19 protein-coding genes and 1 riboswitch are annotated in these 20,783 nt (G+C 72.4%); of the genes, 8 read left to right on the forward strand and 11 right to left on the reverse strand.

Translation table 11 applies throughout. The annotated features are described in order from the left end of the window. Positions 1 to 5: 5 nt before the first annotated feature. The 3 genes from ABT025_RS24880 to thiO all read right to left on the reverse strand — a co-directional run bounded on the left by ABT025_RS24880 (position 6) and on the right by thiO (position 2,199). Entirely contained in the window at positions 6 to 800 is a 795-nt protein-coding gene (locus tag ABT025_RS24880; protein ID WP_350998513.1) for a thiazole synthase, read from the reverse strand. A gap of 2 nt (positions 801 to 802) precedes the next feature. After that, positions 803 to 1,021 carry a sulfur carrier protein ThiS gene (thiS, locus tag ABT025_RS24885; RefSeq protein WP_350998516.1) on the reverse strand — a complete coding sequence of 73 codons (219 nt, stop codon included), beginning with the start codon at positions 1,019 to 1,021 and terminating at the stop codon, positions 803 to 805. Next, positions 1,018 to 2,199 carry a glycine oxidase ThiO gene (gene thiO, locus ABT025_RS24890; RefSeq protein ID WP_350998519.1) on the reverse strand — a complete coding sequence of 394 codons (1,182 nt, stop codon included), beginning with the start codon at positions 2,197 to 2,199 and terminating at the stop codon, positions 1,018 to 1,020. Before thiO ends, thiS begins: the two co-directional genes overlap by 4 nt. After that, a riboswitch (TPP riboswitch) is annotated at positions 2,197 to 2,309 on the reverse strand. Its footprint overlaps the gene before it by 3 nt. A gap of 214 nt (positions 2,310 to 2,523) precedes the next feature. Between thiO and ABT025_RS24895 the strand changes: the two genes are divergently transcribed. The 5 genes from ABT025_RS24895 (at position 2,524) to ABT025_RS24915 (ending at position 6,919) form a co-directional block, all read left to right on the forward strand. Further along, positions 2,524 to 3,705 (forward strand): NAD(P)/FAD-dependent oxidoreductase, encoded by a 1,182-nt coding sequence (locus ABT025_RS24895; RefSeq protein WP_350998579.1) that lies wholly within the window; start codon positions 2,524 to 2,526, stop codon positions 3,703 to 3,705. Between the two features lie 71 nt (positions 3,706 to 3,776). Continuing rightward, complete coding sequence (locus ABT025_RS24900) at positions 3,777 to 4,142, forward strand: Rv2175c family DNA-binding protein (protein WP_219574161.1); 366 nt, start codon at positions 3,777 to 3,779, stop codon at positions 4,140 to 4,142. Positions 4,143 to 4,241: 99 nt separating this feature from the next. Further along, positions 4,242 to 4,895: a thiamine phosphate synthase gene (gene thiE / locus ABT025_RS24905; protein WP_350998528.1), complete on the forward strand. Its 654-nt coding sequence runs from the start codon at positions 4,242 to 4,244 to the stop codon at positions 4,893 to 4,895. A gap of 123 nt (positions 4,896 to 5,018) precedes the next feature. Continuing rightward, positions 5,019 to 5,936 (forward strand): methylenetetrahydrofolate reductase [NAD(P)H], encoded by a 918-nt coding sequence (metF, locus tag ABT025_RS24910; RefSeq protein ID WP_350998531.1) that lies wholly within the window; start codon positions 5,019 to 5,021, stop codon positions 5,934 to 5,936. A 50-nt stretch (positions 5,937 to 5,986) separates the two neighbouring features. Further along, a complete protein-coding gene (locus tag ABT025_RS24915; RefSeq protein ID WP_350998534.1) occupies positions 5,987 to 6,919 on the forward strand; it encodes a hypothetical protein in 933 nt (310 codons plus the stop codon). 118 nt (positions 6,920 to 7,037) lie between these two features. Here ABT025_RS24915 and ABT025_RS24920 read toward each other — a convergent pair whose 3' ends face one another. From ABT025_RS24920 to ABT025_RS24940, 5 genes are all read right to left on the reverse strand, one after another. Beyond that, positions 7,038 to 8,555 (reverse strand): phytoene desaturase family protein, encoded by a 1,518-nt coding sequence (locus tag ABT025_RS24920; protein ID WP_350998537.1) that lies wholly within the window; start codon positions 8,553 to 8,555, stop codon positions 7,038 to 7,040. Between the two features lie 31 nt (positions 8,556 to 8,586). Further along, on the reverse strand, positions 8,587 to 9,204 hold the full coding sequence (locus ABT025_RS24925; RefSeq protein WP_350998540.1) for a DUF4126 domain-containing protein: 618 nt from the start codon (positions 9,202 to 9,204) through the stop codon (positions 8,587 to 8,589). Positions 9,205 to 9,567: 363 nt separating this feature from the next. Beyond that, a complete protein-coding gene (locus ABT025_RS24930) occupies positions 9,568 to 10,179 on the reverse strand; it encodes a TetR/AcrR family transcriptional regulator (RefSeq protein WP_350998542.1) in 612 nt (203 codons plus the stop codon). Positions 10,180 to 10,208: 29 nt separating this feature from the next. Beyond that, positions 10,209 to 12,296: a YhgE/Pip family protein gene (locus tag ABT025_RS24935; RefSeq protein ID WP_350998545.1), complete on the reverse strand. Its 2,088-nt coding sequence runs from the start codon at positions 12,294 to 12,296 to the stop codon at positions 10,209 to 10,211. After that, the gene (locus ABT025_RS24940; RefSeq protein ID WP_350998582.1) at positions 12,268 to 13,125 is read right to left on the reverse strand and encodes an ATP-binding cassette domain-containing protein; all 858 of its coding nucleotides are present in this window, start codon (positions 13,123 to 13,125) and stop codon (positions 12,268 to 12,270) included. Before ABT025_RS24940 ends, ABT025_RS24935 begins: the two co-directional genes overlap by 29 nt. A 179-nt stretch (positions 13,126 to 13,304) precedes the next feature. On the opposite strand from ABT025_RS24940, the gene ABT025_RS24945 reads away from it, so the two are divergent. The 3 genes from ABT025_RS24945 (at position 13,305) to ABT025_RS24955 (ending at position 15,375) form a co-directional block, all read left to right on the forward strand. Then, positions 13,305 to 13,832 (forward strand): SAV_6107 family HEPN domain-containing protein, encoded by a 528-nt coding sequence (locus ABT025_RS24945; protein WP_350998548.1) that lies wholly within the window; start codon positions 13,305 to 13,307, stop codon positions 13,830 to 13,832. Positions 13,833 to 13,932: 100 nt separating this feature from the next. Further along, the gene (locus ABT025_RS24950) at positions 13,933 to 14,691 is read left to right on the forward strand and encodes a class I SAM-dependent methyltransferase (RefSeq protein WP_350998550.1); all 759 of its coding nucleotides are present in this window, start codon (positions 13,933 to 13,935) and stop codon (positions 14,689 to 14,691) included. 285 nt (positions 14,692 to 14,976) lie between these two features. Beyond that, positions 14,977 to 15,375, forward strand: a complete 399-nt coding sequence (locus tag ABT025_RS24955; protein ID WP_350998553.1) for an SCO2097 family morphological protein — start codon at positions 14,977 to 14,979, stop codon at positions 15,373 to 15,375. 453 nt (positions 15,376 to 15,828) lie between these two features. Here ABT025_RS24955 and ABT025_RS24960 read toward each other — a convergent pair whose 3' ends face one another. The 3 genes from ABT025_RS24960 to ABT025_RS24970 are packed head-to-tail and all read right to left on the reverse strand — an operon-like array spanning position 15,829 to position 20,688. Further along, positions 15,829 to 18,243 (reverse strand): transglutaminase TgpA family protein, encoded by a 2,415-nt coding sequence (locus tag ABT025_RS24960; protein ID WP_350998556.1) that lies wholly within the window; start codon positions 18,241 to 18,243, stop codon positions 15,829 to 15,831. Positions 18,244 to 18,253: 10 nt separating this feature from the next. Further along, positions 18,254 to 19,639, reverse strand: a complete 1,386-nt coding sequence (locus tag ABT025_RS24965) for a DUF58 domain-containing protein (protein WP_350998559.1) — start codon at positions 19,637 to 19,639, stop codon at positions 18,254 to 18,256. Further along, positions 19,639 to 20,688, reverse strand: a complete 1,050-nt coding sequence (locus ABT025_RS24970; RefSeq protein ID WP_350998561.1) for an AAA family ATPase — start codon at positions 20,686 to 20,688, stop codon at positions 19,639 to 19,641. The genes ABT025_RS24965 and ABT025_RS24970 overlap by 1 nt, the downstream gene beginning before the upstream one ends. Positions 20,689 to 20,783 lie beyond the last annotated feature (95 nt).

The following is a 20,783-nucleotide window of genomic DNA, read 5'->3' on the forward strand; positions in this document are numbered from 1 at the left end:
CGGACTCAGAACGCCGGGCGCTCCGGATCCAGCACCGCCCGCCCCGCCGTCGGTGACGACGCCTCGGCGAAGTGGCGGCGGGGAATCCGCCCCGCGCGGTACGCGAGCCGCCCGCCCTCCACCGCGTGACGCATCGCGGCGGCCATCAGCTCGGGCTCCTGGGCCCGGGTCACCGCGGACGCCAGCATCACGGCCGCGCATCCCAGTTCCATGGCGAGCGCAGCGTCCGACGCCGTGCCGGCGCCCGCGTCCAGGATCACCGGGACCCGAGCCTGCTCGACGATCAGCTGGAAGTTGTGCGGGTTCCGGATGCCCAGACCGGAGCCGATGGGGGAGCCGAGCGGCATGATCGCCGCACAGCCCACGTCCTCCAGCTTGCGGGCCAGCACCGGGTCGTCGTTCGTGTACGGCAGCACGGTGAAGCCGTCGTCCACCAGCGTCTCCGCGGCGTCCAGCAGCTCGATGGGGTCGGGCAGCAGGGTGCGCTCGTCCGCCACCACCTCCAGCTTGACCCAGTCGGTGCCGAGCGCCTCACGGGCGAGCCGGGCGGTGAGCACGGCCTCGCCCGCCGTGAAGCAGCCCGCCGTGTTCGGCAGCACCCGGATGGAGAGCTTCTCCAGCACGGAGAGCACGGAGCCCTGCACGGTCGGGTCGAGCCGGCGCATCGCCACGGTCGTCAGCTCGGTGCCGGAGGCGGTCAGGGACCGCTCCAGCACATCCAGGCTGGGCGCCCCGCCCGTCCCCATGATCAGCCGGGAGCCGAACGCGGTGCCGCCGAGGGTGAAGACGTCGTCGGACATGGTCAGCCTCCCTGGACCGCGGTGAGGACCTCGACCCGGTCGCCGTCGGTGAGCGCGGCAGCCGGCCACTGGCCGCGCGGCACGACGGTCTCGTTCAGGGCGGCCGCGACGCCCGAGGAAGCGCTGGTCAGTGAGGCGACGAGGGCGTCCAGGGTGGTGCCCGGCGCGACGGCGAGGGCCTCGCCGTTCACGGAGACGGAGAGAGGGGTGGGCTCGGTCATGCGGGCTGCTCCTGAGGTACGGGGGCGGCGGCGGGCGAGAAACGGCCGGCGGAGAAGGGGCGGGCCACCTCGGGCAGCTCGCCGTCCGCCAGCAGCTGCGCCATGGCGTCCCCGGTGACGGGGGTGAGCAGCACCCCGTTGCGGTGGTGGCCGGTGGCGAGATGGAGGCCGGGCAGCGCGGTGCGGCCGAGCAGCGGGGCGTTGTCGGGGGAGGCGGGGCGCAGACCGGCGCGGGTCTCGGTGAGCGGCAGCTCGGTGATGCCCGGCACCAGTTCGTGCGCGTCGCGCAGCAGCTCGTACACACCGCCCGCCGTGACGGTGGTGTCCCAGCCCATCTCCTCGCTGGTGGCGCCGATGACCAGCTCGCCGTTCTCACGCGGCACGAGATAGACGTGGCTGCCCCGGACCACGGCCCGCACGGTGCGGGAGAGGAAGGGCGCGTACGTCGTGGGCACGGTCAGCCGCAGTACCTGGCCCTTCACCGGACGGACCGGGGGCAGGACATGCTTCGGCACCCCTGCGAGCCGGCCGCTGAGGCTGCCCGCGGCGAGCACGACCTGATCGGCCTCCGGCCGCGTACCGTCGGCGAGTACGGCTCCGGTGGCCCGGTCGCCCGTGACCGAGAGCCGCTCGGCCCGTTGGCGGTGGAGGACGACCCCGGCCCGCTCGCACGCCGTCAGCAGTGCGGCGGCCAGCCGTCGCGGGTCGACCTGGTGGTCGCCGTCGACCCGCAGCCCGCCGCGTATGCCCGGTGCGAGCATCGGTTCGAGGCGGCGGCACTCCCGGCCGGTGAGCCACTCCGACTCCAGGCCCGAGCGGCAGTGCAGGGCGTGGAGTTCCCGCAGATGGGCGCGGTCGTCGGCGTCGAGCGCGACGGCCAGGGTGCCGCAGGTGCGAAAGCCGATGTCCTGTCCGCTCGCCGCCTCCAGCTCGGCCGCGAACGCCGGATAGCGCGCGGCGGAGGCGACGTTGAGGCCGAGCAGCATCTCCTCGCCGTAGTGGAGTTCGGTGACGGCGGCCAGCATCCCCGCCGCGACCCGGGCTGCGCCGCCGCCCGGTTCGGGATCGACGACCGCGGTGGCCAGGCCGCGCTGCGCGGCCCGCCAGGCGGTCACCAGGCCGATGATGCCGCCCCCGATGACAAGGACGTCGGACCCGTTCGTACGGTGTGTGCGCATGGGCGTCCAGCCCCTCCCTTCGCCGGCATGACCCGGATCAGGTTCGTACGGTCGAAGGCCGTCCAGCCTCCCTCTCAGCCCGGTACGACCGGGCTCCCGCGAGTGATGTGCACGGCTACCCTAAACCCCTGCCCCGCGCCACCGGCAAGAGGAGCCGGTGGTGCCGCGAACGGGGGCACGGGCGCGGTGGTCCGGTGACGGCGAGCCGGGCGGCATCTTCCTGACGGACCGTCAGTTGCTTAAGGTGGACGGGTGGACGAGCAGACCGGACAACAGCAGACAGAGCCGTGGCAGAGCCGCCGCGTCGTGATCGCCGGAGCGGGCATGGCGGGCGTGCAGACGGCGGTGGCCCTGCGGGAGCAGGGCTTCACCGGCCCCGTCACGCTGATCGGCGCCGAACCGCACCAGCCCTACGACCGGCCCCCGCTGTCGAAGGCCGTCCTTCTCGGCAAGGCCGAGGACTCGGCCTTCGACATCGACTTCGAGGCGCTGGACATCACCCTGCGGCTCGGCCTCGACGTGACCGCGCTGCGCGCGGGCGACCACGAACTGGACACTCCGGACGGGCCCGTCCCCTACGACGTCCTGGTTGTCGCCACCGGAGCCGAGCCCCTGATGCTGCCAGGCACCGAGGGCGTCCCGGGCGTCCACCTCCTGCGCACGCTGGACGACGCCGCACGGCTTCGTCCGGTCCTCGAACAGCGGCACGATGTCGTGGTCGTCGGCGCGGGCTGGATCGGCGCCGAGTTCGCCACCGCGGCCCGCGCGGCCGGCTGTACGGTCACCGTCGTCGAGGCGGCCGAACGCCCGCTGGCCGGCGCGCTGCCCGCGGAGGTGGCGGCCCCCATGACCGGCTGGTACGCCGAGAGCGGCGCCGGACTCCTCACCGGCGTCCGCGTCGACCGCGTCGAAGCCGGTCACGTGGTCCTGGCGGACGGCCGCGAGATTCCGGCGGACGCGGTCGTCGTCGGCATCGGCGCCCGGCCCGCGACCGGCTGGCTGGCCGGATCGGGGATCGAACTCGGCCCGGACGGATCGGTGACCGCGGACGCCTCACTGCGCACCTCGCTCCCCGATGTGTACGCGGTCGGGGACTGCGCCTCGTTCCCCTCGGCCAGGTACGGCGAGCGGCTGCTCGTCCACCACTGGGACAACGCCCTCCAGGGGCCGCGGACCGTCGCCGCAGCCGTCACCGCCGCCACCCCGGAGGGCGACGGGCAGCCCCCGGTCTACGACCCCGTGCCCTACTTCTGGTCCGAGCAGTTCGGCCGCTTCGTCCAGTACGCGGGCCACCACACGGGGGCCGACACCCTGGTGTGGCGAGGCGATCCGGCCGAACCCACGTGGACGGTGTGCTGGCTGCGCGCCGGAGCGCTCGTCGCCGTACTGGCGGTCGGCCGTCCGCGCGATCTGGCGCAGGGGCGCAAACTCGTCGAATCGGGGGCGGAGCTCGCCCCGGAGCGGGTCGCGGACCCCTCCGTGCCCCTGAAATCGGCCACGCTCTGACGGCGTATCCGGGCCCCCGTACGGGCGGCCCCGGGTACCGGCTGTCGGTCCGGGATGGCACGCTTGTCCCCGTGACCGAGATTGACGCAAAGATCGATGCTCTCGTCCCTGCCTGGCTCCACCTTCCCGACATCGCCGAAATGTTCGGTGTCGAGGTGACGCGCGTGCGCCAGCTGGTCAAGGACGGCCAGCTCATTGCCGTACGACGTGGTGAGAACCGTGCGCTCCAGGTGCCTGCCGCCTTCATCGACGGCGACAAGGTGGTCAAGGGCCTTTCGGGGACCCTGACGCTCCTGAGGGACGACGGCTACTCCGACGCGGAGATGCTGGAATGGCTCTTCACCCCCGACCCGAGCCTGCCGGGCACGCCCGCGCAGGCGCTGAGTGAGAATCGCGGCACGGAGGTGAAGCGCCGCGCCCAGGCGCTCGCCGTCTGACCGACAGCCGCACGGGGACGCGGGCCGCACGACGCGGCCCGCGTCCCCGCGCGGCGCCACCGAAACACCGCCATCGCCTTCCCCGGGGGGAACCGCACCATGTCCACGCCTCGCGCGCTGCTGTCCGATGCCCGGCTCTACCTGTGCACGGACGCCCGCCGGCGCCAGGGTGACCTCTCCGCGTTCCTCGACGCGGTCCTCTCCAGTGGCGTGGACATCATCCAGCTGCGCGACAAGGGCATGGAGGCGGCCGAGGAACTCGAACACCTCGCGGTCTTCGCCGACGCCTGCAAGCGCCACGGCAAGCTCCTCGCGGTCAACGACCGGGCCGACGTCGCCCACGCCATCGGTTCCGACGTGCTGCACCTGGGCCAGGGCGACCTGCCGGTCCCGGCCGCACGCGCGATCATCGGCGATGACGTGGTCATCGGCCGCTCCACCCACGCCGAGTCCGAGGTCGACGCGGCCGTCGCCGAAGCCGGTGTGGACTACTTCTGCACCGGCCCCTGCTGGCCCACGCCGACCAAGCCCGGCCGGCACGCCCCCGGCCTGGATCTCGTCCGCTACGCCGCTTCGCTCGCCCCCGCCCGTCCGTGGTTCGCCATCGGCGGGATCGACGCGGGCAACCTCGACGAGGTGCTGGACGCCGGAGCGCGCCGGGTCGTCGTCGTGCGGGCCGTCACGGAGGCGTCCGATCCCGCTGCTGCCGCTGCCGGACTGGCGGGAAGGATCCGCGACCGCACCGACGGGTGATTCGGGATCCGAAGGCGTCGGTTTGAGACATGAGTGTCCGAAGTGTGGACAAAGAAGCGGGTAATCAAGGCAAATCGCCCCAGTTCGGTTGGGAGCTTGCCGTGCCCTGGTTAACCTGCCGGTATGGCCCTTGGTACACCTTCCACCAGGACAGATCACGCGCGCACCGTGCGTGAGATGCTCGAGACCGGCAAGACCTCGTACTCCTTCGAGTTCTGGGCGCCCAAGACCGAGAAGGGCGAACGGAACCTCTGGAACGCGCTGCGCCGGGTCGAGGCGGTGGGACCGAGCTTCGTCTCCGTGACGTACGGAGCCGGCGGATCCACCCGGGCCGGCACGGTGAAGGCGACCCAGGACATCGCAGCCGAGTCCACGCTCACGCCGGTCGCGCACCTCACGGCGGTCAACCACTCCATCGCCGAACTGCGCAACATGGTCGGTCAGTACGCGGACGCCGGCATCCGGAACATCCTCGCCGTGCGCGGAGACCCGCCGGGCGACCCGATGGGCCCGTGGGTCGAGCACCCCCAGGGCGTGCGGTACGCGGCGGACCTCGTCCGGCTGATCAAGGAATCCGGCGATTTCTGCGTCGGCGTCGCGGCATTCCCCGAACGGCACCCGCGCTCGGCCGACTGGGACACCGACATCCGGCATTTCGTGGACAAGTGCCGCGCCGGTGCGGATTACGCGATCACGCAAATGTTCTTCGATCCGGAGAGTTATCTGCGGATGCGTGACCGGGTGGTCGCTGCGGGTTGCGAAACCCCGATCATCCCCGAGGTGATGCCCCTCACGAGCGTCGGGCAATTGGAGCGATTCGCGCAGCTCAGCAATGCGACGCTGCCCGCATCCCTGAAAGAACGCATCCTCGCAGCCAAGGACGATCCCGCCGCTGTACGCTCCATTGGCATCGACTTCGCAACGCGGTTCTGCGCGAAGCTGCTTTCCGAGGGTGTCCCCGGGCTGCACTTCATCACGTTGAACAACTCGACGGCGACGCTCGAAATCTACGAGAATCTCGGACTGCACAAGCAGTCGTGACCGGCCGTACCCGCCGCGACCCGGGGCGGTGGCCGTAGAAGGGGGCGGGCATGGGCTGGACGGTCCTCTACATCGCGTTCGGCATCGTTGCGCTGTGGCTGCTCGGTGAGGTGCTGCTGCAGTACAAGGCACGCCTGCGCTGGCGCCTGCTCGCCTTCACCGGCTTCGTCGGTGTCGTCATCGGTGTCCTGATGCCGTCCGTGTTCGTCATCGCCGTCGGCGCGATCGCCTTCGCGACGGGCCAGACGTACGTCACGCTCTCGTTCCGCCGCGGCTTCTCGACCGGCTGGGCCATAGGGGGCAGCCCCGGGGAGAGCCGGCGCCGTCGCGGCGGCACCGACCGCGAGCCCACGCTCCAGGTCTCGGACCTGGAGATGGAGCACGACGGTGAGGAGCCGGCCCGGCCGGACGCCGCGCCGCAGACCGGTCCGGCCGCGGTCTACGCGCCCGAGCCGCTGCCCGACGACACGGGGCAGTACGGCATCTACACCGATCACCGCCCCCAGCACGAACACCAGCAGGACCAGTACCAGCAGGGTCAGTACCAGGAGCACCAGCAGCCGCAGGGGCAACCGCAGTACGCCGCGTACACCGACTACTCCGCGTACCCGGCGCAGGGCCAGGAAGCCCCCTACGCGGGAGCCGGCCAGGACACCTACGCGGGAGCCGGGCAGTACGACTACGGCACGGACCAGCAGCAGTACGCCGCGTACTCCGACCCGTACATCGGCACCACCGCGAGCACCCCGCAGTACGGGAACTACGGGAGCGACGGGACCTACGACAGCTACGGCGGCGGCCAGCAGTTCGCCGACCCGTACGCCCAGTCCCAGCCGTACGCCTCCGAGACCCCGCCGGGGGGTGTCTGGGTGCCGCAGCAGCGCGAGGGCGAGCAGTACCCGCCGACGCCTCCCGAGCAGCCCGCTCCGGCGCCGTATCCGAACGGCTACGACACGGGCTACAACGAGCAGTACCGCTACTGATCCCCAGCGCCTGACGGGGTGCCCCTCAGGCGACCGGGGGGCGAAGCATCGCCAGGGCGGGGACCGGTCCCCGCCCGCGGGGCCAAGCGCCGCCTCGCTCCGGTCCCGGCCGCGGCACTCACTGCGAGCCGCGGAACCCGTCCCCCTCGACGATGAGCCCCGCGACGAGCGCCCCCGACATCCCCGCGTGAGCCGGACCGCCGCCGGGATGCGACCAGCCGCCCGCCAGGAACAGTCCCGGCAGCCGGGTGCGATTGCCCGCGTGGAGGTAGCCGCCCTCCGCGCCCGCCAGCGCGGGCGCGGGAACGGCGCCGCCCGGCGCGCCAGTCTCGGCCGCGGACTCCGCGGGTGTCCGCACCTCCATGCGCAGCATCCGGTCCCGCAGGGCCGGCACGGCAGCGCCCGCGGCGTCGATCAGGGTGTCCGCGAACCGGGCACGCAGCCCCTCGTCCGTCCAGTCCACCGGGCCGTGCGGGGCGACGGTCGCCGTCAGCGTCACGGCCTCGTGGGCGTCGTCGGGGCGGGTGGAGGGATCGTCGGGGCGCAGCACCGTCACCGTGGGGTGCGTGGCGAGGCGGCCGCCGAACACCGCCTCGCGCTCGGCCCCCCCGTCCGCCGGATGCACCAGCGTCCGGTGCACGGCATCCGCGGGCCTGGCGCCGCGCAGCGACAGCAGCACCAGGAACCGGCCGGTCGGGGCGGAGCCCCGAGGCCGGGGCTGAACCGTCACGTCGCCGTCCTGCCAGAGCTCCTGAGCGGGGATCAGACCGGCGTGCGGCCGGGCCCCCAGCACCACGTGAGCCGCCTCCGCGACCGTCCCGTCCGCCAGCTCCACGCCCGCAGCCCTGCCGTCCTTCTCCAGGACCCGGGCCACCTCCGCGCCGAAGACGAACTCCACCTTCCGGGCCAGACACCGCTCGTACACCGCCTGCGCCAGTGCCCGCATGCCGCCGGAGACGTACCAACTGCCGAACGTCTCCTCCATGTACGGCAGCAGGGCCGTGCTCGCCGGGGCGTGCAGGGGATCGAGGCCGTACGACAGCGCGTACCCGTCCAGCAGGGCCGCCAGCCGGGGATCCGCCAGCTCCCAGGAGCCGACTTCCGTCACCGTGCCGGCCCGAAGGGCGGGGCGCAGCAGCCGCCGCCGCACGGGCGCCGGATACGGATCACGGGTCAGCACCTGCCAGTCGGGGCGCAGCGGCTCCTCCAGCAGGGGCCGCCGGGACCGGTCCCAGGCGTCCCCCGCCCGGTCGAGGAACGCGCCCCAGCTCCCGCCGGCGCCGCCCCCGAGGGCGGCGTCCAGGGCTCCGACGACGCCGGCCCGCGAGGCGTTCGGCAGGGACACATCGGTGCCGTCCGCGAAGACATGGCGGCTCGCCGGGTCGACCTGGGTCAGGGTGACGCACCGCTCCAGCGGTTCCTTGCCGGTCTTCACGAACAGGTCGCGGTAGACGGCGGGCAGATGGAGCAGGCCGGGTCCCGTGTCGAACGTGAAGCCGTCCAGGGCATGGCGGCCGAGCGAGCCGCCGAACGTCCCCGACCGCTCGTACACCGTCACCCGGTGGCCTGCCACGGCCAGCCGTGCCGCCGCCGACATCGCGCCCAACCCGGCGCCGATCACCGCAATACGTGCCATGGCTGCGACCTTAACGGCCGCCGCCGACAGCTCAGCCGTCAGGCCGGTGGGAGGCGAGGACGGCCAGCCGTTTCTCCTCGCGCCGCTGCGCTCTGCGGCGCAGGAACCGGCGGATCCTGGAGGCCAGGAAGACCAGTATCACCAGGCCGAGCACCAGCAGAGCCGCGGCGACGGAAGCCGCGATCCACGGATGGAATATGGCGAAGGTGACGACTCCGGCGACGCCCAGGTCCTCGGCCGTGCTCACGGCGATGTTGCTGAACGGCTCGGGGGAGGTGTTGACCGCCATCCGGGTGCCCGCCTTCACCAGATGGCTCATCAGCGCGGTGGAACCACCGATGGCCCCGGCGGCGACCTCCGGCAGCGAACCGCTGTCGCCCGCCAGCAGCGCCGCCACGACGGCCCCGGCGAGCGGCCTGATGACGGTGTGCGCCGCGTCCCAGACCGAGTCCACGTACGGGATCTTGTCCGCCACCACCTCGCACAGGAAGAGCACACCGGCCACGATCAGGACGTCGGCGCGCTGCAACGAGGCCGGCACCTCGTCGGTCACTCCGGTAGCGCCGAAGACGCCGAGGAGGAGGACCACCGCGTAGGCGTTGATCCCGCTCGCCCAGCCACTCGTGAACACCAGGGGGAGTACGGACACGGACGTGATCGTAACCAGGCGCCCTACCGGAGCGGGAGGGTGCGGGTGCGCAGGTCTGAGTATCCGTACCTAGGAGGTGAGATGAGTAGCGACGCGGATGGGGTGCGACCTGCGGAAACGGCAGAGTGGGGACCACGGAAGGGGCGCTGCGCCGGTACCGCCGGCACGGGGCGGCGGAACAGGCGCGGCACTCTTTTCCGAACGGGGGTGCACGGCGGAGGACTCGGGACCACGGGGGAGACACGGGGTTCACGGGGGAAGGTCCTCCGGCAGCACGGAAGGCGCCGGTCAGGCGGGGCTCGGGGGATCGAGCCCTGACGGACCGGCGCCTTCGTGTGTCCCGGAGGACGGGCGGACCCGGGGTCAGCGCCCGCTGACCCGCCCGTGCAGCAGCAGGGACAGTGCCGAGTGCACGTCGTCGATCGACCGCTCCGGCTGGAACGCCTGCCAGTCCAGCGCAGCCACCAGAACCATGCCGACCAGCGCTGCCGCCGTCAGCGGGATGTCGATCTCCTCGCTCAGCTCGCCGCCCTCGACACCCTGCCTGAGGACGCCCTCGACGACGGCGACGGCCTCCTGACGCACCACCAGCAGGGTGGCCTGCCAGGCGCGGTTGGTGCGCCACAGCTCGGCCACGTACAGCTGGGTGAAGGCCGGGTAGCGGTCGATGAAGACCAGACCGGCCCGGATCATGGCGTCCAGCGCCTCGACCCGGCTGCCGCCGCGCTCGTCGGTCTCCTCCGCCGCCGTACGCAGCGAGGAGGTGAGCAGCCCGACCCCGTGGCGCAGGAGCTCCTCGAAGAGCTCGGTCTTGCTCTTGAAGTTGTAGTACACCGTGCCCTTGGCGACTCCGGCACGCTCGGCGATCTCGTCCACCGTGGTGGCCGAGAACCCCTTCTCCGCGATGAGGGTCACGGCCGCTTCGTAGAGCTTCTGCCGGGTGGCCTGGCGGCGTGTGGCGCTACTGCTTTCCATACTCCTGATTCTCACAGGTCCCGGAGCGCTCACAGACTCAGCTCCGGATGCAGCCGGTCCAGGGTCCACACCTGCTTGCGGCGCGCGGAGACGGCGGTCAGCGCGAGCGCCCCGGCGGTGAAGGCCAGGAGTACCGCACAGCCCTGCCAGACCGGGCCGAGTCCGCCGCCCGTGATCAGGCGGCGCAGGCCCTCGACGATGTAGCTCATCGGCAGGTACGGATGGATCGCGTTGAAGAAGCCCGGACTCGTCTGTACGGGGTACGTGCCGCCCGCCGAGGTCAGCTGGAGCATCAGCACCGCGAGGACGAGGATGCGGCCCGCCGCCCCGAAGCGGGCGTTCAGCCACTGCACGATCGCCCCGAAGCAGCAGGTGACCAGGGCCAGGAAGCCGATCGTGCCGGCGGCGTGGGCCATCCGGAGGCCTAGTCCCCAGTGCAGTACGGACATCAGCGCGGCCACCTGGAGCAGACCGATCGCGGCCACCGGAAGCCAGCCCGCGAAGGCGATCCGCCAGGCCGGTGCCCCGGCGGCCAGGGCACGCCGGTTGAGCGGCTGGATCAGCATGTACGCCACCATCGCGCCGACCCAGAGGGAGAGCGGGATGAAGTAGGGGGCGAAGCCGGTCCCGTAGTTCGGGGCGGCGTGCAGCGACTGGGAGGCCAGTTGCACGGGGTCGGCCATGACGCCCGTACGGGCGTCCCGGTCCTTCTTGTCGTAGTCGGGGATCCTGTCGACCCCGTCGTCGAGCCCCTTGGCGAGCGTGGCCGAACCGTCGCCGAGCCGGATCATCCCGCTGTCGAGGTTCGTCGCACCCTTCTTGAGGTCGCCGACACCGGTGTTCAGCTCGGCGGAGCCCGACTTGGCGGTGGCCAGGCCGGTGTGCAGCCGGCCGGCGCCCTTGGCGACCTTGTGGGCACCGGTGTTGAGCGCGTTGACCTTCTTGACGGCGCTCTCCAGGTCCTCGTCCAGGTGCGGCGAACGCTCGGCGAGTGCGTTCGCCTGCTGCTGCAGGGTGGTCAGCTGGGTGCGCAGCTTCTTGAGGTCCCCGTTCTGGTTCCTGACCAGGACGTTCACGTCGTCGGCCACGGCGGCGACATCGGCCGCCGCCGTCACGGCCCGCTTCAGCGGCGCGCAGACGGTGGGATCGGGAAGCGGCTGCTCCACGCACCGGGTGCGATGGACCTCGGCGAGGTCGTCGGAGGCCGTGTGGGCGGCGGTGGCGGCGGTGGGCGCCGCCTCCACCAGCAGGTCGAGGTTGTCCCGTACGGTCTGCGAGGAGTCGGCGACGAGCCGGGCCGTGTCGCCGATCGCCTTGCCGTTGTCCTTCAGGAACGGGCGGACGTCGGCGGCCACCCCGTTGACCTTGTCGGCGAGCAGCTGGGTGCCGTCGGCGACCTGGCGCGAGCCGGTTTCCAGGTCGCTCGCACCCTTGTTCAGCTGGACGATGCCGGTGGCCAGCCGGCTGCTGCCGGCCTTCGCGTCCTTCAGCCCGTCCGCGAGGTCCTTCGATCCCTTCTTCGCCTTGCCGATCCCGCCCTCGAGGTCGGCTGCGCCCTTGGCCGCCTTCGCCGTCGCGTCGTGGAGATCGGAGAAGTTGATGAAGATCCGGTCGAGGAAGCCCCGGGAGGCGTTGGTGGACGCGGCGGTACGGACCTCGGAGAAGACCGTCCGGGAGATCTGACCGACGATGTAGTTGTTCGCGTCGTTGGTGCGCACCTGGAGCGCACCCGTCTCGGGGGAGTCGCCGGCGCTGGAGGCGATGCGCTCGCTGAAGTCCGAGGGCATGGTCAGCGAGAGGTAGTACGTGCCGTCCTCGACGCCCTTGTGCGCTTCGGCGGCGCTCACCTCGTGCCACTCGAAGACCTGGGAGTCGAGCAGTTTGCCCGTGATCTCGTCGCCGGCCGCGAGGTGCCTGCCCGCGGCGGAGGCGCCCTTGTCGTCGTTGACCAGCGCGACGGGGATGCGGTCCAGGCGGCCGTACGGGTCCCAGAACGACCACAGGTACAGGGCGCCGTAGAGCAGCGGCAGCAGCAGGAGCGCGGCCAGCGCGGCGCGCGGCAGCTTCCCCCTGCCGAAGCGCCTCAGCTCAAGCGCGGCCAGTCTCGGCGAACGCATCGGCCGTCCCTTCGTCGTGTGCCGGGGCGGCCGGTGACGCGGCATCGCCGGTGGTGTCCGTGTCCGTGTCTGTGTTCGTGTCTGTGTCCGTGGAGTCCGCTGTGCTGGTGGCGCTGGTGGCGCTGGTGGCGCTGGTGGCGCCGGTGCGCACGGTGACGGCGTCCTCGGGAGCCTGGCTGCACACGGCCAGCACGGTCGTGCCGTCGGCGGCGAGGAGACGCAGCAGCTCCCAGGCCTTCGCGCGTTCCGCGTCGGAGAGCTTGAGATCGGTGTCGTCCACCGCGAGCAGCCGTGGCCGGCCGATCAGCGCGAGGGCGACGGAGAGCCGCAGTGCCTCCAGCCGCTCCAGATCCCGTACGGAGGTCCGCTCGGCCTTCGGCAGGGTGGCGAGGTCGAGCCCGGCCGCCTTCAGCGCGGTGTCGATCCGGGCCCGGTCCTCGGCGGCGCGCTCGCGGCGCGGCCGCAGCAGGGTGCGCAGGGAGCCGTCGAAACGGCGCTGCAACAGGACGCGTTCACGCAGGTGCTCGGCGACGGTGAAGGCCGGGTCGAGTTCGCTGACCCCGGGCACCGGGCCCAGCGCCGCGATACGGCGTACGGCGGAGGCCCGGCGCGGCAGGCGCAGGCCGCCTGTCGCGGCCTCGCCCTCGGTGGGGCGCATCCGGCCGGTGAGAGCGAGCAGCAGGCAGGTGCGGCCCGAGCCGGAGGGGCCCTCGACCGCGATCAGGGACCCGGGGGCGGCGCTGAACGTCACGTCCCGGAATGCCCATCCGCGCGGCCCCTTGAGGCCGAAACCGTCGGCTGTGACAGCTGCCCCCTGCGGGCTGTCCAGGCTGTCCACTGACCCTCCCCGTCATCGTTTTGCACTGACCAGTCAGTACAAAAAGGTAGCCCGAACTTGCGATCGAGGCAAAAGCCCAGGTCGGAGGGGGATTCGGGCCGATTGTCAGTGGTGGCCGTCACGATGGATACAGACGGCCACGAAGCCGTTACGAGACAGGAGGTTCTGTCATGGCCCACTCGTCCGCAGCAGCCGCTCCGCGACGCCGCGCAGACGGCCCTGCCCCCTCACCGACCGGTCCGGCACACGACGTCCACCCCGTACTCCGGCGCACCACGGCGCCGCCCGCCGCTCTCGATCTCCTCGCCCAGGCCCGCGCCGGCCTCGAAGAGGCAGCTGTTCTCGACGTACCGAACGAGCGCTATGCCACCGCCCACCTCGCCGCGCTGCGCACCGCCGCCGCGGTGCTCGCCGTCCGCGGACGCCCCGAGACCTCCCGGCGGCGCCGGGAGCGGATCCGCAGCGCCTGGGAGGTTCTGCCGGAAATCGCCCCCGAGCTCACCGAGTGGAGCGCGCTGTTCGCCTCCGGCGCCCGTCGCCGGGCCCGGGCGGAAGCGGGCATACCGGGTGCGGCCGGCCGGCGGGACGCGGACGACCTGCTGCGCGACGCGGCGATGTTCCTTCGCCTGGTGGAGCGGCTGCTGTCCCTCCATCCGGTCCTCCCGCAACCCCGCGGGGGACGGTCGGATGCGGGATGACGGCGACGGCGGCGCAAGGCAATAGGGTGGACGGGACCTACTACCTGCGCCGTTCACGCTCCGCCGTCAGCGGCGGCACCGTGCCGAGGAGACAACTGCCGTGTCGGACCAGCTGCGCCCCCGTGCCTCCCTCCGTACCGCCGTGGTCTGGGAGATCCTCAAGGACGCTCTCGACCGCCAGGTCAAGGCGACCGGCAGGGACGTCCTGGACGTACTGGACACCGGCGGCGGTACGGGCAACTTCGCCGTGCCCGTCGCGCGTCTGGGGCACCGGGTCACCGTCGTCGATCCCAGTCCCAACGCGCTGTTCGCGCTGGAGCGCCGCGCCGCCGAGGCCGGGGTCGCCGACCGGGTCCACGGGGTCCAGGGGGACATCCTCGGTCTGTTCGACGTGGTCGGGCGCGACGGCTACGACGCGGTGCTCTGCCACGGAGTCCTGGAGTACGTGGACGACCCCGCCGAGGGCGTGCGGCACGCGGTCGAGGCGCTCCGTCCGTCCGGCGCGCTCAGCCTCCTCGCCGCCGGGCTCGGCGGTGCGGTTCTGGCCCGGGCCCTCGCCGGTCACTTCACCGAGGCCAGGCACGCGCTCGGCGATCCGGCGGGACGCTGGGGCGATGGCGACCCGCTGCCGCGGCGGTACACGGCGGAGCAGCTCACCGAGCTGGTCGAGGGCGCGGATGTCGAGGTCGGTGCGGTCCATGGTGTCCGTGTCTTCGCCGACCTGGTGCCGGGCGTCCTGGTGGACACCGAGCCCGGTGCGATGGAGGCCCTGCTCAAGCTGGAGACGGCGGCCGCCGAGCTGCCGGCGTTCCACTCGGTGGCGACGCAGTTGCACGTCCTGGGCACCAGGCGGGTCTGAGCCACCGGCCGGATCGCGACCGGCAGCGCGGCTGATCAGCAACGCAGCTGCAGACGGAGTACGCCCCAGCAGCCCCGATCAGGGCATTGGCCCCGTATGATCGGGGGACACCATCCGGCATGACGGATCGGAGGTTGGGGAATCAACGCCTCAGCAGCTGAGCCGTCGTGGCGGCCCGGACTGGCTGATTGGCAATGAGGGCGGGTTTCACGGGGGCGATTCCCTGCCTATCCTGGAAGGGCCGCATACCGGCCGCCCCCCGCGGCCGACGACGAGGAGGACTCCGTGCCGCTCTCGGAGCACGAGCAGCGAATGCTCGAGCAAATGGAGCGAGCGCTGTACGCCGAAGATCCCAAGTTCGCGACAGCGCTCGAGGGAAGTGGGCTGCGTACATACACCCGGCGACGGGTCTACCAGGCGGTTGCTGGCTTCCTGGTGGGAATCGCGCTCCTCATGGCCGGAATGGTCGCACAGCAGATCTGGATCAGCGTGGTGGGGTTCCTCGTCATGCTGGGCTGCGCGGTGCTCGCGGTCACCGGTTGGCGCAAAGCGCCGAAGCCGGGCGAGCAACAAGCAGTCCGCGCGGGTGGTGCGGGCGAACGCCGACAGCCCAAACAGCGCCGGTCCGTGATGAACCGGATCGAACAACGGTGGCAGCGCCGCCGCGATGAGCAGGGCCAGTAGCTCAGAAACACTTATGGGTGAGGGGCGGTCGCATTTCTGCGACCGCCCCTCACGTATGTGCCAGGACACTGGGCAGAGGTGCGCCTGCCCGCCCCGCCGTCTTTTCCTGCCGCCCGGGACGCAGCCGGGTCGGGGCCTGCGCGCCCTGAGCGCCCCTGCACCTTGCCGGGCCCTGGCAGGCCGGGCCCGCCCTGCACCTGCTCGCCCCTGCCAGGCCCGGCCCTGCGCCTGCCCGGGCCCCTGTCGGCCCCGTCTTGCGCCTCCCCGGCCCCGTCTTGCGCCTGCCCGGCTCCGACCCTGCGCCTGCCCGGGCCGTCGGTCGGCGCGCGGGGTCGTGCGGGCGGGTCCGGAGGCCGGGAAGGGGAGGAGGCGCAGAGCGTTCGGGCGCCGCTGCCGAGCTCGGTGCGCGGTGCCCCGTGCAGACCCGAGGGCGGGCCCGCACGGGGCGAGGCGTCAGCCCTGCTGCCGGGACGGGCGCCGCAACCACGCCGGTCGCCGCGGTGCCCGCCACCGGCCCGTCAGTGCCGCTCCGCGCTCCGACATCGCCCACACCACTCGAACGGCCGATCGCGGTGCCACGACCGCGCGGAACCTGTTGAACCGGTCGGCGGAGCCGCGGAGGCCCGCCCGTACCGCCTGCGCGTCCTCCGCGAGCCCCGACACGGCCCGCGGCTCGGGCGCATAGAGCACCTGCTCCACCGCGCTCGCCACTCGGTGCACCGCAGCGGCCGCCTCCGTGTCCAGCCGGCCCATCCGTACCACCCGGGCCGCGGCCTTGCGCGGGGTCTGGGACTCGTCCGGTTCGATGCCGTGGTCCCACGCGGTGTCGGTGATCTCCTGCCAGGCCGCCAGGGTTCTCGCGGTCGCGTCCGCCGGGGTGCGCCCCGTGGAGGAACCCAGCCGCCGGGCCCGGACCCGCGTGCGCCAGAACATGGGCAGCATCGGGAGCAGCAGGACGAGGACGGCCACCAGGACCAGTCCGAGCACGGTGCCCAGGGGCGTCCCCGTGTCCGTGGGCGTCACCGCTCCCGGGAGCGCCGAACTGCCGCACTCGCCCTGCCCGCCACCCTGCTGCGCGGGGCAGCTGTCCGAGGCGGACGGCGTGACCGGAACCGCAGCCGAGGCACCCGTCTCGGGCCGGGCCGGATCGGCGGTGTCGCCGGAGGGAGTGTCCGGCAGGGTGTACGACGGCACGGAGCCGCGCGTCGGCGTCGGCTCGAAACGGGTCCATCCGACACCCTCGAAGTACAGCTCCGGCCAGGCATGCGCATCGCGCAGACCGACCGACATCGAACCGTCCGACTGCGCGGAACCGGGCGTGAAGCCCACGGCGACCCGGGCCGGAATCCCCAGCGTCCGAGCCATCGCGGCCATGGTGAACGAGAAGTGGACGCAAAAGCCCCGCCTGTCCCTCAGGAAGCGGCCGATCGCCGCGCTGCCGGTACCCGAGTTCACCGAGGTGTCGTACGTGAAGCCGCCCTCCGAGGCGAAGTAGTTCTGCAGCTTCACCGCCTTCTCGTATGCGTTGGCGGACCCCGCCGTCACCTCGGCAGCCGTCTTCCTGACCACCTCGGGCAGGGAGTCGGGCACCTGGGTGTACTCGCGCCGCAGGGCTTCGGGGACCGTGCCCGCGCCCGCGAGCTGGTCGGCGGTCGGCTGCACTACCAGGCTGGAGACCTCGTACTGCGCACCGCCGGTGGTCTCCCCGTCGTCCCCGACGAGAGTGCGGCCCTCGGGCTCGTACCGCCAGCGCCCGCCCACCCTCACCTCGGTCGCCGGGTAGGGGAGCGGCAGGTAGGTCTGCTGGTACGAACGCGACGCGGAGATGTTCGTGCTGATCTCCGTCACGGCGACGTCCGGCGACAGACCCGCCGGGTTCGGGAGCCGCTTCGGTACGTCCTTCAGCCGGCGCGTGGAGGCCCGCCACTCGTTTCCGTTGAACTGGTCCAGGGCCAGGATGCGGAGGTAGAAGTCCTGCACACCGGTCGAGTTGGTGCGGTACGACATCACCTCCCGGTTCTCCGGCTGGTTCAGGTTGTTCTGCAGTGAGACGAGCGGGTTCACCGCGGAGATGGTGCCGCCACCGTGCCCCTTGCCGTTGCCGCCCCCCGTGCCGGCCAGCAGTCCGCTGTCGAGCGCGGGCAGGGCCGCGGGCACGACCAGCGCGATTCCCAGCGCGAGCGCGCCGATGCGCCGCCCGGTGCGCACCGGGGCGAGCGCGCCGTTGCCCGAGGCGCCGATGCCGGAGGACGAACCGCCCCGGGGCCTGGCCGCACCGGCGAAGACCCGCCCCCACTGGGAGAGCCGGTCACGCCCCTCGGCCAGCAGGAGGAGCAGATAGCCGCAGGCGGCCAGCAGGAACCACAGCCAGTCCGCGCTGCCGTTGGAGAGACCTGCGGCGACGGAGTAGAGGGCCAGCAGGGGCAGCCCGGCCGGTGCGGCGCTGCGGAACGTGACCGCCAGCGCGTCCACCGCGAGGCCGATCAGCAGTACACCGCCCACCAGCATCAGCCGGATGCCCGCCGTGTTCGGTGCCGGGATCGCGTACCGCCCGACGTCGTCCGCGCCGGCCGACAGCAGATCAGCGAGCCGCTGTACGGACTGCGGGCCGGGCAGGAAGCCCGCCAAGGCCTCCTCCCGGGCGAACGCGATGGTCAGCAGCACCACCAGGACGATCGCCTGCGCGGCGACGGTCAGCAGCCGCGGCAGCGGCACCCGCCGGCCGAGCGCACCCACGCCGCACTGGATGGCCAGCAGGAACGAGGCCTGCAGGATCCAGGTGGCCGGATCGACCAGCGGCAGCATCGAACAAGCCGACATCAGCGTCGCCGCAAAGGCGCACAGCGCCAGCCGACCAGGACCGCTCATGATCGTCCCCTCATGACCAACCACCGGAGAAACCTGTCGTACCACCCGTTGTGCCGCCCACAGCGGTGGACTGGGTGAGCGAGCCGTGATGGCTCACCTCCAGCCACAGCCGGGTGAGATCCATGCCGGGCCGGACCGGCACCGCCGTCCACCCCGACTCGCGCAGCAGCCGGAGCCGCTCCTCACAGGCCGCGTCGGACGCGGGCGATTCGCCGTGCACCCAGGCGGCGCTGTCCAGGACGAACGCGACGGCCCCGCCACTGCGCTGCCGCATCCGTGCCGCCACCGCGGCCTGTTCCTCGTCCAGCTCACCGAGGAAGGCGATCAGCAGGCCCTCGTTGCCACCGCGGAGTACGTCGTACGCGCGGGAGAGGCCGTCCTCGTCGGAGTGGTCGGCCTCGGCGAGGGCGTCCATCATCAGTCCGGCCGATTCCGCCGAGTCCTGGGTGGAGCCGGTGAAGCCGCTCTCGCCCTCGCCCGGCACGGCCATCCCGTCGTCCGTCAGCAGCCGGACCGCGAAGCCCCGCTCCAGCATGTGCACCAGCGCGGACGCCGCGCCGGAAACCGCCCACTCGAACGCCGAGTCGGGCCCCGACCCCTGGTAGGCGATCTGCCGCGTGTCGAGCAGCACCGTGCACCTGGCCCGCTGCGGCTGCTCCTCGCGGCGCACCATCAGCTCGCCGTAGCGTGCGGTGGAGCGCCAGTGGACACGGCGCAGGTCGTCGCCGTGCCGGTAGCCGCGCGGGATGACGTCGTCCTCGCCCGCCAGCGCGAGTGAGCGCTGCCGTCCCTCGCCGTAACCGGTGGCCTCGCCCGCCAGCCGCACAGGAGGCAGGGGCTCGGTCCGCGGGATGACGACGAGCGTGTCGTACGCGCTGAACGAACGCGTCAGCTCGCACATCCCGAACGGATCACTCAGCCGCAGCTGCAGCGGCCCGAGCGGGTAGCGCCCACGCAGGTCCGACCGCACCCGGTAGGACACCTCGCGCCGGCCGCCCGCCTCCACCCGGTCCAGGACGAAGCGGGGCCGCGGCCCGAGCACGTACGGCACCCGGTCCTGGAGCATGAGCAGACCGGTGGGCAGCCGCGAGACGTTGTCCATCCGCAGATGGACCCGCGCCTCGGTGCCCGCGGGTACCCGGGACGGCGAGAGCCGACGGGTGCCGGCGACCCGGTAGCGGGTCCGGAAGAGCACCGTCACACAGACCAGCGGCAGCACGGCGAGCAGCAGGCCGACCCGCAGCAGATCCCCCTGGCCCAGCACGTAGGCGCAGACCGCGGCGGCCACACCGGCCGCCAGGAAGGACCGTCCGCGCGTGGTCAGACCGCCCAGGGCGGCCCGCAGACCGCCCTTGTCGTCGCTGTCCTCCATCGCGGTCGGCCCCTCGGCGGCCATCAGAGCCGCCGTGCGCCGGGCTGCTGCCGGCCGCCGTACCCAGCACCGGGCTCGTGCTGGGGTGCCGGGACGGCCGCGCCGCCCGACGCCGTCGGCACGGGGGTCTGCTGAAGGATCTCCAGCACCACCTGTTCGGCGGTGCGACGGTTCAGCTGGGCCTGTGCCGTGGGCAGCAGCCGGTGGGCGAGCACGGCGGCGGCCAGGGCCTGCACATCGTCCGGCAGGCAGTAGTCGCGGCCGCTCAGCGCGGCGGAGGCCTTGGCCGCACGCAGCAGGTGCAGGGTGGCACGCGGTGAGGCGCCGAGCCTGAGGTCGGGGTGGCTGCGGGTGGCCCCGACGAGCTGCACCGCGTACCGCCGGACGGCCTCGGCGACGTGGACCGTGCGCACCGCCTCGATCAGCTTGACGATGTCGTGGGCGTGCGCCACCGGCTGGAGGTCGTCGAGCGGCGAGGCACCGCCGTGCACGTCGAGCATCTGCAGCTCGGCCTCGGCGCTGGGATAGCCGATCGACACCCTGGCCATGAACCGGTCGCGCTGGGCCTCGGGCAGGGGGTACGTGCCCTCCATCTCCACCGGGTTCTGCGTGGCCACGACCATGAAGGGGTCGGGCAGCTCGTAGGTGTGCCCGTCGATCGTGACCTGACGCTCCTCCATCGACTCCAGGAGCGCGGACTGGGTCTTGGGCGAGGCGCGGTTGATCTCGTCGCCGATCACGATCTGGGCGAAGATCGCGCCCGGCTTGAACTCGAAGTCACGGCGCTGCTGATCGAAGATGGACACACCCGTGATGTCCGAGGGCAGCAGATCCGGTGTGAACTGGATGCGCCGCACCGAGCAGTCGATGGACCGGGCCAGCGCCTTGGCCAGCATGGTCTTGCCCACTCCGGGCACGTCCTCGATCAGCAGATGGCCCTCCGCGAGCAGCACGGTCAGCGAAAGGCGTACGACCTCGGGTTTGCCCTCGATCACACTCTCCACCGACCTGCGCACCTGCTCCACTGTGGTGGTCAGATCTGTGAGGCTCGCTCGATCGTCATAGGTCGTCACCCGGCCCTCCTCGGCCCTGCCCCACGCTCACCAGGAGCAGCGGGATTCCCCAGTCACGGACCGGTGCCCTTGTGCGGCCCGGCCCACCCCGAAAC

This window comes from Streptomyces sp. NPDC002809, assembly GCF_040295435.1.
In the GTDB taxonomy this organism is placed as follows: Bacteria; Actinomycetota; Actinomycetes; order Streptomycetales; family Streptomycetaceae; genus Streptomyces.